Origin of the sequence: Nostoc sp. UIC 10630 (assembly GCF_010747425.1) — a bacterium.
Lineage (GTDB): Bacteria > Cyanobacteriota > Cyanobacteriia > Cyanobacteriales > Nostocaceae > Nostoc.
Map to the genome: position 1 here is coordinate 1 of NZ_JAAGOG010000091.1, position 12,641 is coordinate 12,641.

The following is a 12,641-nucleotide window of genomic DNA, read 5'->3' on the forward strand; positions in this document are numbered from 1 at the left end:
ACATAAACTATAATAAATTAAAATCAATTTTTGTTTAAATATAGACTAATCATTATTTGCATTAGTTATAGTTTAAGCAAAAGTTGTTTAAGTAGGGTCTGTTTATATGGCTACTAATACACCTAAGTTAACAGCTTCTGACCACAGTATAGGCAACATTTTGATTATCTCCTTGCTGGCCTTTTGTGGGCTGACTTTTATCATCCTTCTAGGAATTTTCTGACGGCTAAATGTGCGTTCAAAAACTTCTGAGGCTTAGATTCCTGATTTTTCTAAAAAGTCAGGAATCTTATTAATATAAATAGTTAATTTATCCGAGATTGACGAAAAAGGGTTATCAAGCTTTCTGCACTATCGAGGTTGCTTAGATATGTACTTCTGCAAAGAAGCAACCTCTTGTAGAAGAGAAGTGAACATTGCACACTGAATTTTCTTTTAGCAAGTAGATTTGCTTATATACACAAAAAACTTTATAAGATAATCTTATGAATTATAGTAGCTTTGCAACCCTTCCAAGTTCATTAACTTGTAGGTGACAGTTACTTGCTAAAGTAATGGTTATCAATTCTCACAACTGCAACCCATCTTTTATAAGAACTTATGGATCGTTATGAAATTATATAGGGCGAACGATGGGACTCGAACCCACGAATGGTGGTACCACAAACCACTGCCTTAACCACTTGGCTACGCTCGCCATTCAACAATTTGAATTATAGCAATAATTTGGCAAACGATCAAGAGTTTGTGTTCAAGGAACGGACTCAGTTGATTTAGAGTCTCTGAAATCTAACGATTACAATGTATTTTACTTGGCAAACATGAAACCCCTAACCATCATTGCATATACTGGAGCAGCAGTAGGACTCGCCGCCTTGGGTGTGACAATGGCAAAGACTAATCCCAGTCAGGTTGAATATGAAGAATATGCAGTGCAACGGTTGACAGAATACTTAAAAACCGATGTATGCAAAAAAACTACGAATATTATAGAAAATTTAATCCATTTTAATTGTGATAAGTTGGTTGACTCAGCTAACCCGCAAATCCAAGGAATTATTGCCAGGACTACAGAAAGACAAAATTATATGATTTTTAGCATTTACCGTACAGATTTAAAAATAAATTCTTGGATACCTTCTTACAAATTTGAAACGGTGGGAGCTTTTGATCAGTTTTATACTTACACTGCCGAAGAACAATAGCGCAATCAGAAGTGGAAGAATATAAAAGTGATTTAGAATACTTATATTTAGTAATTTATAATAGTTTCAATAATCACCAGAGTAATTATTACCACCAGCTTAATATTAAGTAAAATATGAACATTAGTCACTGAGAGTTCAAGCTTTGCCGATGTCATCTGCCTATTTGCTAGTATCTCACGGAAGTCGCGATCCGCGCCCAGAAGTTGCTATGCAGCAATTAGCAAAGCTGGTATGCAACAAATTACCAAACAACTACAACCCATCAAGTAGTGAACATCTGGTTGGCATAGCAGCTTTAGAAATGAGTCCTCAGCCTTTACATGAGCAGATTCAAAAATTTGCCAAGAGCGCTTTTGGCGATGCCGGGGTTGGGCTACACCAACTATCTCAAAACGAGAATCACCTCAAAATTGTACCGCTATTTCTGTTGCCGGGAATACATGTGATGACAGATATTCCCGCCGAAGTAGCACTAGCACAACAGGCTATTGGTCAAGATATCATGATTGAGTTGCAGCCACATTTAGGCTCTCACCCCAATTTAGAGAAATTACTGGCCAAGCAAATATCTAGTATAAAAGCAGAAGCATGGATTCTGTTAGCTCATGGTAGCCGTCGCCCAGGTTCCAAAGAAACTGTGGAAGCAATGGCGGCGAGTTTGTCAGCAGTTGCTGCTTATTGGGCTGGGCCTCCTAGTTTAGAATCACGGGTGAAAGAGTTGGTAGCCGATGGTTATAGGGAAATTGCAATTTTGCCATACTTTTTATTCGCAGGTGGAATAACTGATGCGATCGCGGCCTCCATAGAGGAGCTAAAATTACAATTTTCTGCGGTGAATTTCCAGTTGGCGCAGCCACTGGGAGCAAGTGCAGAATTAGCCGAGCTTATTTGGGATTTAACGGATAGATGAACCGCACAGAAAAACAGGAGAACAAGTATTTGGGAAAGGTTTATTTAGTGGGTGCGGGGCCAGGAGATCCAGGATTAATAACCCTGAAGGCGAAAGGTTTGTTGGAATGTGCAGATGTAGTTATCTATGATGCCTTAGTGAGTCCGGCAATTCTGGCAATGATTAATCCCCAAGCCGAACAAATTAATGCTGGTAAGCGTAGGGGGAAACATTCGCTGTTCCAGGAAGAAACAACTCAATTGCTGATTGATAAAGCGCAGGATCATGCAATTGTAGTGCGGTTAAAGGGTGGCGATCCGTTTATCTTTGGTCGCGGTGGCGAAGAGATGGAAGAATTAGTCAACGCTGGGATATCAACTGAAGTTGTGCCCGGTATCACATCGGGTATTGCAGCCGCAGCTTATGCAGGTATTCCATTGACTCATCGGCTGTATAGCTCATCAGTGACATTTGTAACTGGTCATGAAGCGGCGGGTAAGTATAAACCGAAAGTGAATTGGGATGCGATCGCACACGGTTCCGAAACCATTGTAATTTATATGGGAATTCACAATCTGCCTTATATTGTGGAACAGTTAAGTGCAGCTGGGTTGGATGTAGAAACGCCCATTGCTTTAGTGCGCTGGGGTACGCGCCCAGAACAAGAAGAATTGATTGGAACCTTAAAGACAATTGTAGAACAGGTAGAGCAAACTGGATTTGGTGCGCCTGCGATCGCAGTCATTGGACAAGTAGTAAATATGCACAGCATTTTGTCTAGTTGTCGTCCAATTTGATGGCTGGCGCAAACGTGAAATGAAGTGTTTTTAAGTTTCTCGAATCCAAAATGCCAATCCTCCTCCACGGCCACGAGCTGCAATGAAATCTTCCGTCACTAAAAAGAAGGCAAAGAAGGGTAATTGAGCTATGGGCTGGTTATAGAAATCTTCTGTTTGAACTTTACCAGAACGAATTGGTCTGTTATAAACAACACGACCAAGCAGACTGATAAGCATCTGGTTAAAATCAAACGCCAATAAATTTTTCTTACCTGTATATTGCACTGGCCCCGTGAGCTTCAATAAAAGTTGCCCCAATTCAACCTGATTACAAATTTCGCCTCTATCTGAATCCTGTTCTAAAGTGGCATTAAAGGAAACATGGATTTTTATAAACTTGGGTACATACAAACCCTTGCCTAATACAATTCCTCCATGTTCTCTGGCTTTCTTAGTGCCAGTGGCAAAACAAAGTTGCCATTTACCTAGAAGAGACTCAAAGGGATAAGTTAAGCGTTCCTGCTTGGCAGATTTTTCTGCTTGTAGCAACGCATTTATTAATATTTCAGTATTAGGGCGTATATTTTTCTGTTGTCGATATGCAACCGCAGCCTGTGATAGCACGGTAACAAAGTCAAATTTGGCTACAGGTGTCAAATTAGCTGTCATAATAATTTAACTATTTCTTTGCTTTTTTGATAAATTGTAACCTTATGAAGAGTAGAGAGTACAGAATCGAGAAGGGGTATTTTTATAATCGGTTGTTAGATTTTTCGCGATTGAGAGTCTTCCATAGGGTAGGTTAATTATTAGTCCCCTAGGTGTAACTGGTTTTTGAGTAGGGTTACGGCCAGATGTGCCTACCGCTACCTCCCCTAGGAAAGCTCTTGTTAATGACCAAATTCTGTGACAATGGTTAACAATCTGACAATTCATGCAATATGGAAAAGTTAATGCGGAACCTAACGCCCCAACTTTTGTAGAGAATGGGGAAAATTCAAAGTCTCTCAAAATGAGGAGAGAGGAATGAAAGTAAGGTTTTCCAAATTTTGTGAAAAGTCAGAGTTAACAATAAGCCGGAATCTGAATCTAAGGTACTCATGAGCCAGAGTTCTCAAAACAGCCCTTTGCCACGCAAACCTGTTCAATCATATTTCCATTGGTTATACGCTTTCTGGAAATTCTCTCGCCCTCACACGATTATTGGTACAAGTCTGAGTGTGTTGAGTTTGTATTTAATTGCTATTGCTATTAGTAATAATACTGGTTCTTTATTCACTACTCCCGCCTCCCTAAGCCCTGCCTTCGGCGCATGGATTGCTTGTCTATGTGGCAATGTTTACATCGTAGGGTTGAATCAATTAGAAGATGTTGATATTGACAAGATTAATAAACCTCATTTACCGTTGGCATCAGGTGAGTTTTCTCAACAGACGGGGCAATTAATTGTCGCGTCTACTGGGATTTTGGCGCTAGTTGTGGCGTGGCTAACTGGGCCATTCTTATTTGGTATGGTGACAATTAGTTTGGCCATTGGTACTGCTTACTCTTTACCACCAATTCGTTTAAAACAGTTTCCCTTTTGGGCGGCGCTGTGTATTTTTTCGGTACGCGGCACGATTGTTAATTTAGGATTGTATTTGCACTATAGTTGGGCACTCAAACAAAGCCAAACAATTCCGCCTGTGGTGTGGGTGCTGACATTGTTTATTTTGGTGTTTACCTTGGCGATCGCAATCTTTAAAGATATCCCTGATATAGAAGGTGATCGCCTCTACAATATTACTACTTTCACGATTAAACTCGGGCCCCAAGCTGTGTTTAATCTAGCTCTTTGGGTGATAACTGTCTGTTATCTAGGGATAATTCTGGTTGGGGTGCTACACGTGGCCTCAATTAACCCCATCTTTATGGTAATTGCCCATTGCGGGCTGTTAGTTTGGATGTGGTGGCGGAGTTTGGCGGTAGACTTACAAGATAAAAGTGCGATCGCTCAATTCTACCAATTTATCTGGAAACTCTTTTTTATAGAATATCTGATTTTTCCTATCGCCTGCTTTTTGGCTTAGACAATGCTAGAAACCTTTCCTACCAGTTCTATTATCGCTGCGATCGCAGTTATTTTGAGTTTGTCGATCCTAGGGTATTTCGCTTGGAAAACTTTGATTACTTCAGACTTGTTTCAAAAAGGAATCAATCTTGCTCAAGCAAAAGATTACCAAGGTGCAGAAGCAGCATTTCGCAAAGTGATTTCCCTCAACTCTACTAATGATGTAGTGCGCTTGTTTTTGGGAGATGTTTTAAACCAGCAAGGCCAAGTAGAGGAAGCAACAGAATTATTCCGGGAAGTTATTCGCCGCAGTCCAAAAAATCCCGATGCTTACTTGCGTCTGGCGAATATTTTTATGCAGCAAGAGCAAGAAGAAGAAGCTAAAACTAACCTGCTACAAGCTAAAGATTTATTGCAAAAACAACGCCAACCCGAAAAAGCTAACAAAATCACTCAAGTGTTAGATAAAATGAGTATTAAGTCAAGTCAATCTTAAGTTGAGTGAGAATTGCAGAAATTAAATTTTCCTGTTGCGTCTCCTAATTTTTTACCATTCCCATCATTATTATGGTGAGAATGGTTTTATTTTGGAATTACCAGTGTTTTTTGTAATTATGTCCGCAATTTTCGTAAGTTTGATCGTTCCCTTCATAGCACTTAGAATGACATCTACATAAATTGCCTCGACAGCGTATAGTTTTGGGTAAGTCCTATCACAATCTGAGGGAAAATACCAATCTTTCAAAAGTTCACAGTATTGATGCAAAAACCCTTTACAACTCTCTTATATTTGCGCTCTTTATGTTCTACCCTGTGGGTACTCCTTCGGAGAACTCTTAGAGTAGCCGCTCCGCGTCTATGCGGTTCATTTACTCATTCTCTTATTCCTATCTTCAGACAAGATAAAAGTAAATTTCAAACGTGCAAAAAACTTGGGCTAATTAAAGGCATTTAGTAGTAGATTTTATAGATTCAAAATAATCCAATATTTATGTCAGACTTTATATCAGAATTGTGGACTATTTTTTTTACATCAGGATCATTTATTCCACATGGACATTGCTATCTATGGCAAACGAATTTAGTTTGGTTACATATATTATCTGACGCGTTCATTGCACTAGCTTATTATTCGATTCCAGCTACCCTATTTTACTTTGTCCGTAAGCGGCAGGATTTACCCTTTGATTGGATATTTTTGCTGTTTAGTGCATTTATTGTGGCTTGCGGCACCACTCATTTAATAGAGATTTGGACACTTTGGCATCCCACTTATTGGGTATCAGGGTTTGTCAAAGCGGTAACTGCCATGATATCTGTAATTACAGCAGTACAACTTGTGTCTTTAGTTCCACAAGCATTAGCACTTCCTAGCCCTGCTCAACTAGAACAAGCAAATCAAGAGCTTCAAACACAAATAGCCGAACGCTTACGGGTAGAAAAGGAACTGCGAAAATACCAAAATCATTTAGAAGAAATGGTTGCTATTCGCACCAATGAAATTACCAAAACCAACGAGCAATTACAACAAGAAATCCTTGAACGCCAACGAATTTTAGAAGTTCTCCGACAAAGTGAAGAACGTTACCGTTATCTAGCCGAGGCAATTCCTCAACTTGTATGGACAACTGATGCTAACGGTGAATGTGATTTCTTTAATCAAAATTGGTGTGAATATACTGGGTTAACATTAAAGCAGTCCTTGGGTTCTGGTTGGTTAGCTGCATTGCATCCAGATGATATCCAAAATGCAGATGAAGTATGGTCTAATGCTGTAAAAAATGGCACTATATATAACAATGAATATCGCTTCAAACGGGCTTTTGATGGTTCCTATCGTTGGCAATTGGCACGAGCTTTACCGCTTAAAGATGAGCAAGGTATTGTAGTTAAGTGGTTTGGGACATGTACAGATATCCACGAACAAAAACAAATACTTGAAGAACGGGCGCACTTGCTGGAATTAGAACAAATAGCACGAGCTAAAGCAGAAACAGCCAATCGAATTAAAGATGAATTTTTAGCCATCCTATCTCACGAACTACGCACTCCACTAAACGCAATTCTTGGCTGGTCAAAATTATTGCAAAGTCGGAGGTTAGACCAAGCAAAGACATCGGAAGCACTAGCCACAATCGAGAGGAATGCCAATTTACAAGTTCAACTCATCGAAGACTTGCTGGATATCTCCAGAATTTTACAGGGCAAACTGACGCTGAATATTACGAAGATTAACCTAGAGTCTACGATATTGTCGTCAATAGAAACAATGCGTTTAGCGGCAGAAACAAAGTTACTTGAGGTAAGTACAGTATTTGAACCGGATGTGGGACAAGTTATGGGCGACTCGACTCGTTTGCAGCAAGTCGTCTGGAATCTCCTTTCTAACGCTCTCAAATTTACACCCAAGGGAGGAAAAATAGAAGTGCGATTAGAGCAAGCCGATGGTTATGCTCAAATTATAGTTAGCGATACAGGTAAGGGAATCAGCCCTGAGTTTTTGCCATTCGTCTTTGATTACTTCCGTCAAGCAGATAGCACCTCTACGAGAAATTTTGGTGGATTAGGATTGGGGTTGGCAATTGTGCGTAATATCGTCGAAATACATGGCGGTATTGTCAAAGCGAAGAGTGAAGGTGAGGGTAAAGGGGCAATATTTACTGTTAGTTTGCCGCTTCTGCCAGATGAAAGCCGAAGCATAACGGATAAACAAAACTATGCTGTACCCTTAACTTCTAACTCCTTACCCCTCACTGGCATCCGAGTTTTAGTTGTAGATGATGATACTGATTCACGAGATTTTGTTGCTTTTGTACTAGAGGAAGATGGAGCTTTTGTGATTGCGGTATCTTCCGCTTATGAAGCATTACAAACCCTAGCACTGGTAAAGCCAGATGTCTTGGTCAGCGATATTAGTATGCCTGAGATGGATGGCTATATGTTAATACATCAAGTGAGAACTTTGACACCAGAACAAGGTGGACAAATCCCAGCAATTGCCTTGACTGCTTTTGCTAGAAACGATGACCAGCAAGAAGCGCTAAAAGCTGGGTTTCAAATGCATTTATCCAAGCCTGTTAACCCAGAAGAATTAATTGCAGCCATTACTCGAATTGTCGAAACAAAAGTGTAAATAATTACTTAGTAAACAACTTTTTACTCGTAATAAAGCCTCATATTTTGTATGCAAATGGACAATTAGATGAGAATCCACTTGTATCAAGTTAGGCTAATAACCTATAATTCCTGCTATAACTACGCCAAAGCTATACAAGTCGATATTAAATATAAACCAAGCAGGTAAGGTAATAAAAATGCTGAAAAACAAGAATGTACTGGTAGCAGCTATTATCTGCTTGTGTTTGAGTAATGACACTACTGCTTTTGGTAAAGATGTTGGCGTTGTTTTATCAAAAATTCCAGACTCAAATCGAGCAGCACTTCCTGGCAACAAAAACGCAGTTGCTAACTTTGAGCAAGGAAGTAATTTATACAAACAAGGAGATTTCAAAGGAGCAGAGGCGGCTTTTCGCAAAGCCATTGAACTGGAACCCAACTTTGTGCAAGCTTATATTGCTTTGGCAAATACTCTCGACGATCAAGGCAAACCCCAAGAAGCGATCGCACATTACAAAAAAGCCATCAGCCTCGATCCTCAGGACTCTGGAGCCTACTTTAATTTGGGTTTAACTTTAGCAAGGCTCAATCAGTTAGAAGCTGCGATCGCCCAATATAAAAAAGCCCTCAGCCTTGAACCCAAATATGCAGACGCTCACTATAACTTAGGAAATGCTCTCTACGCTCAAGGTAAGCTAACCGAAGCAGTCACCGAATATACAGCAGCTATTCGCCTCAAACCCAGCTATGCCCCAACTTACACGCGTCTGGGAAATGCTCTGTACGATCAAGGTGAGCTAGCAGAGGCAGTGACTCAGTACAAAAAATCCATTAGCTTTGATCCAAAATATGCAGACGCTCACTATTACTTAGGCAATGCTTTGTATGCTCAAGGAAAGTCAGCTGAAGCGATCGCCGAATATACAGCAGCCATTCGCCTCTCTCCAAAAAATCCCGCAGGTTATAATGCCTTGGGAAATACTCTCTACGCTCAAGGCAAACTAGAAGAAGCGATCGCACAATACAAACAAGCCCTGAGCCTTGAACCCAACTATGCAGACGCTCACTATAATTTAGCAAGCGCTTTTTACGCTCAAGGCAAGCTAAATGAAGCGATCGCCGACTATACCGAAGCGATTCGCATCGATCCTAAACACGCACAAGCTTACACAGGTTTAGCAAATGCGATGGACGATCAAGGTAAACCCCAAGAAGCGATCGCACATTACAAAAAAGCCATTAGCCTTGTACCCAATGATGCATTCACTTACTATAATTTGGGCATCACTTTAGGAAGAGAACAACAGCTAGAAGAAGCGATCGTTAATCTCAAAAAAGCCAAAGAGTTATTCCAAGCTGAAGACAACAAGGAAATGGTTGAGCAAGTCGATCAGCTAATCCAAAAAATTAATATCCGAACGAATTAAATTTAGGGAATGGGGAATGGGGAATGGGGAAGTAGTAACAAATGACAAATGACAAATGACAAATGACAAATGACAAAGATTGAAGAAAAGGGCAAAGTCTACCTCGTAGGTGCTGGGCCTGGAGATGTGGCATATCTGACGGTAAAAGCTTACAATCTCTTGGCTGCTGCTCAGGTTTTAGTCTACGATGCCCTGGTAGATGCTCAATTATTGCAGTGTGTACCACCTGATTGCTTGAAGTTAGATGTCGGTAAACGTGGTGGTAAACCTAGTACAACCCAAACTGAGATTAACAAGTTACTAATAAAATATTGCCAGCAAGGAAAACAAGTTGTAAGGCTCAAATCAGGCGATCCATTGATTTTTGGGCGTTGTACTTCTGAAATTGAAGCGTTGAAAGCATCTGGTTGTGATTTTGAACTGATACCAGGAATTTCTTCTGCCCTTGCAGCACCCTTGTTTGCAGGAATTCCCCTGACAGATCCGGTGTTGAGTCGTTGTTTTGCAGTGCTTACAGCTCATGAACCAGAGGTTTTAGACTGGGAGGCACTCTCACGCTTAGAGACACTGGTAATTTTGATGGGAGGGCAACATCTGCCAGAGATTGTACATCAACTGGTACAACACGGGCGATCGCACTTAACACCCATTGCAATCATCCGTTGGACAGGAACTCCTCGTCAAAAAATTTGGACAGCCCAACTGGGCAATATTTTGGAACAAACCACCGGATTATCACTTTCCCCGGCGGTAATTGTTGTTGGCGAAGTTGTTGGGCTACATAAGTACTTACAACCTGAGAAAATAGATTATCAGGATTCGACTACAGCCCAAACTCCAATGTTAAACAACCTCTCCGCCTCTCCCGAACCCCTCACTGGTAAAACAATCTTGGTGACACGTTCAGTTGGACAGTCGAGTACATTTAGCGATCGCCTCATGAAATTAGGTGCAACAGTCATCGAAATGCCTACCTTAGAAATCGGCCCGCCTTCCAGTTGGGAAGCTTTGGATGATACGATCGCTCATTTATCTCAGTTCGACTGGTTAATTCTCACTTCTAGCAATGGCATAGATTACTTTTTTGAAAGGTTAATTGCCCAAGGTAAAGATACCCGTGCCTTAGCAGGTGTAAAAATTGCTGTCGTTGGCGAGAAAACAGCCAATAGTCTCAAACAATACTCTCTCCAAGCAGATTTTATTCCCCCCAACTTTGTTGCCGATTCTTTAATAGAAAATTTCCCAGAGGAACTGAATGGTAAAAAAGTTTTATTTCCCAGAGTTGAAAGCGGCGGAAGAGAAGTTTTAGTTAAGGAATTAACTCTCAAGGGAGCAAAAGTAATTGAAGTTGCTGCATATCAATCTTGTTGTCCTAGTGATATTCCACCTGCCGCAGAGTTAGCTCTCCAAAACCGTAAGGTGAATGTAATTACCTTTGCCAGTTCTAAAACTGTACAATTTTTCGATCAGCTAACTGAGAAGATATTGCCCAAAAACTCTGATGTTAGTCAACTCTTAGAGAGCGTTTGTATTGCTTCTATCGGCCCTCAAACCTCTAAAACTTGTCATGCTTTATTCGGACGTGTAGATGTAGAAGCCCAAGAATATACTTTAGATGGTTTAACCCAAGCACTAATAACATGGGCAACAAATTATTAATATCAAACACCCAATAATAAATGACAAATGACAAATGACAAATGACAAATGACAAATGACAAATGACAAATGACAAAACGTATAATCGGCTTAACCGGAGGTATTGCCACAGGCAAAACCACTGTCACCAATTATTTAGCTAGCGCTTATAACCTGCCGATTCTGGATGCAGATATTTATGCAAGAGAGGCAGTATCTTTAGGTTCGCCTATTCTTGGTGCGATCGCTAAACGTTACGGCGAACAAATTTTATTGCCAGATGGCAGCCTCAACCGCCAAAAGCTAGGCGAAATTATCTTTAATCGTCAAGATGAACGCAACTGGATAGACAATTTGATTCATCCTGATGTGCGCGATCGCTTCCTCAAAGCAATTGACCAATCTTCCTTACAAACACTGGTGTTAGTAGTGCCTCTATTATTTGAAGCGAGAATGACTAATTTGGTTACAGAAATTTGGGTAGTGTGTTGTTCTCAAGAGCAACAACTACAAAGATTGATACAACGAAACCATTTAAATAGAGAACAGGCGCAAGCCAGGATCAACAGCCAATTATCTATCGAAGAAAAAGTGGCTCGTGCAGATATAGTTTTAGATAACTCTTCTACCCTAGAAAGACTACTGAAGCAGATAGATGTCGCTCTAAAAACTACAAGTAGGGACTAGAAGCTATCTATATTAAAAAATATACATAGATTGCATTCTCAAGACATAAAAGCCTTATCATTTTAGATGATCGAGTCCATTAAAAACATCTTATATCTGACCAGCTTTATATAATAATTCGGTGATTTTACAGTTGAATCTGCGGTTGATGATACTGTAAATTGAAATGATTGTTGATAAAAAGATATATAGAGTAAAATTAAAGACTAATAATTAAGAATTAAGAAAAATTAATTGCAAATTATTAATCTCATTTTAAAATTACTTTTAAGTATCTTATCGACAACCTGCTTGTAATTTAATTTTGCTAGTTATTCTGTGCAGGCACTTAATTGGACATTGGGTTATAAATTTCTTTACTAACTGTCAATGTGGTTGATTTCTAACTAGATTGTCGACCTGTTCGATTCTGGATTGGTGATTTAAAAATGATTGAGATTCACTTAGAGTCCAGAACTCTTCGTTATAGATTTCTTCTTTGGGAGAACTCATTTATGTCTTTGATCAGGACAGGTATGAACTTAAGTTTTAGTTTTTTAAGCAAGTTAGCTCTAGTGAGCTTTCCAGTAAGTGAATTAAAGAAGAAAAATAAAATACACGATTATAGCCAACTAGCGTGGGGAAGTGACTACGTATTTGAGCGCCTCAACCAAGGAATGATCGGATATCTGACTGGAGTAGGGAAAGGCGTTAAACCCTGCGATCGCATTATTTTACGAGAAGGTTGTGAATCTTATCAATATCAAGTAGAAGAAGTTGATTATTATTCTGATCCATCTGATATGTGGATAGCTTTGCTTAAGCAAGTACCGATTGACTAAATATTAAAGTCAACCAGTTACTTCA

The 12,641-nt window shown here is 39.8% G+C and carries 11 protein-coding genes and 1 tRNA gene; 10 read left to right on the plus strand and 2 right to left on the minus strand.

Features of this window, described 5'->3' with window-relative positions:
* Positions 1-624 precede the first annotated feature (624 nt).
* Positions 625-697: transfer RNA gene (locus G1O98_RS20370), tRNA-His, on the minus strand.
* Positions 698-821: 124 nt separating this feature from the next.
* On the opposite strand from G1O98_RS20370, the gene G1O98_RS20375 reads away from it, so the two are divergent.
* The 3 genes from G1O98_RS20375 (at position 822) to cobA (G1O98_RS20385) (ending at position 2,894) form a co-directional block, all read left to right on the plus strand.
* Positions 822-1,205, plus strand: a complete 384-nt coding sequence (locus G1O98_RS20375; RefSeq protein WP_163931056.1) for a DUF4359 domain-containing protein — start codon at positions 822-824, stop codon at positions 1,203-1,205.
* Positions 1,206-1,356: 151 nt separating this feature from the next.
* The gene (locus tag G1O98_RS20380; protein WP_163931058.1) at positions 1,357-2,118 is read left to right on the plus strand and encodes a sirohydrochlorin chelatase; all 762 of its coding nucleotides are present in this window, start codon (positions 1,357-1,359) and stop codon (positions 2,116-2,118) included.
* Positions 2,115-2,894, plus strand: coding sequence for a uroporphyrinogen-III C-methyltransferase (gene cobA / locus G1O98_RS20385; RefSeq protein ID WP_163931060.1), 780 nt, complete (start codon positions 2,115-2,117; stop codon positions 2,892-2,894). Before G1O98_RS20380 ends, cobA (G1O98_RS20385) begins: the two co-directional genes overlap by 4 nt.
* A gap of 30 nt (positions 2,895-2,924) precedes the next feature.
* Here the strand turns inward: cobA (G1O98_RS20385) and G1O98_RS20390 are convergent, their stop codons facing one another.
* Complete coding sequence (locus tag G1O98_RS20390) at positions 2,925-3,545, minus strand: hypothetical protein (protein WP_163931062.1); 621 nt, start codon at positions 3,543-3,545, stop codon at positions 2,925-2,927.
* A gap of 431 nt (positions 3,546-3,976) precedes the next feature.
* Here G1O98_RS20390 and G1O98_RS20395 point away from each other — a divergent pair, with 431 nt between their 5' ends.
* From G1O98_RS20395 to G1O98_RS20425, 7 genes are all read left to right on the plus strand, one after another.
* Positions 3,977-4,945: a homogentisate phytyltransferase gene (locus G1O98_RS20395; protein ID WP_163931064.1), complete on the plus strand. Its 969-nt coding sequence runs from the start codon at positions 3,977-3,979 to the stop codon at positions 4,943-4,945.
* Between the two features lie 3 nt (positions 4,946-4,948).
* Positions 4,949-5,422 carry a tetratricopeptide repeat protein gene (locus G1O98_RS20400; RefSeq protein WP_163931066.1) on the plus strand — a complete coding sequence of 158 codons (474 nt, stop codon included), beginning with the start codon at positions 4,949-4,951 and terminating at the stop codon, positions 5,420-5,422.
* Between the two features lie 495 nt (positions 5,423-5,917).
* Positions 5,918-8,059, plus strand: coding sequence for a hybrid sensor histidine kinase/response regulator (locus tag G1O98_RS20405; protein WP_175586783.1), 2,142 nt, complete (start codon positions 5,918-5,920; stop codon positions 8,057-8,059).
* A gap of 181 nt (positions 8,060-8,240) precedes the next feature.
* A complete protein-coding gene (locus G1O98_RS20410; protein ID WP_163931069.1) occupies positions 8,241-9,470 on the plus strand; it encodes a tetratricopeptide repeat protein in 1,230 nt (409 codons plus the stop codon).
* Positions 9,471-9,539: 69 nt separating this feature from the next.
* The gene (gene cobA / locus G1O98_RS20415) at positions 9,540-11,129 is read left to right on the plus strand and encodes a uroporphyrinogen-III C-methyltransferase (RefSeq protein WP_163931071.1); all 1,590 of its coding nucleotides are present in this window, start codon (positions 9,540-9,542) and stop codon (positions 11,127-11,129) included.
* A gap of 69 nt (positions 11,130-11,198) precedes the next feature.
* Positions 11,199-11,795 (plus strand): dephospho-CoA kinase, encoded by a 597-nt coding sequence (coaE, locus tag G1O98_RS20420; RefSeq protein WP_163931074.1) that lies wholly within the window; start codon positions 11,199-11,201, stop codon positions 11,793-11,795.
* A 494-nt stretch (positions 11,796-12,289) separates the two neighbouring features.
* Positions 12,290-12,616: a hypothetical protein gene (locus G1O98_RS20425; protein WP_163931076.1), complete on the plus strand. Its 327-nt coding sequence runs from the start codon at positions 12,290-12,292 to the stop codon at positions 12,614-12,616.
* The last annotated feature ends 25 nt before the right edge of the window (positions 12,617-12,641 follow it).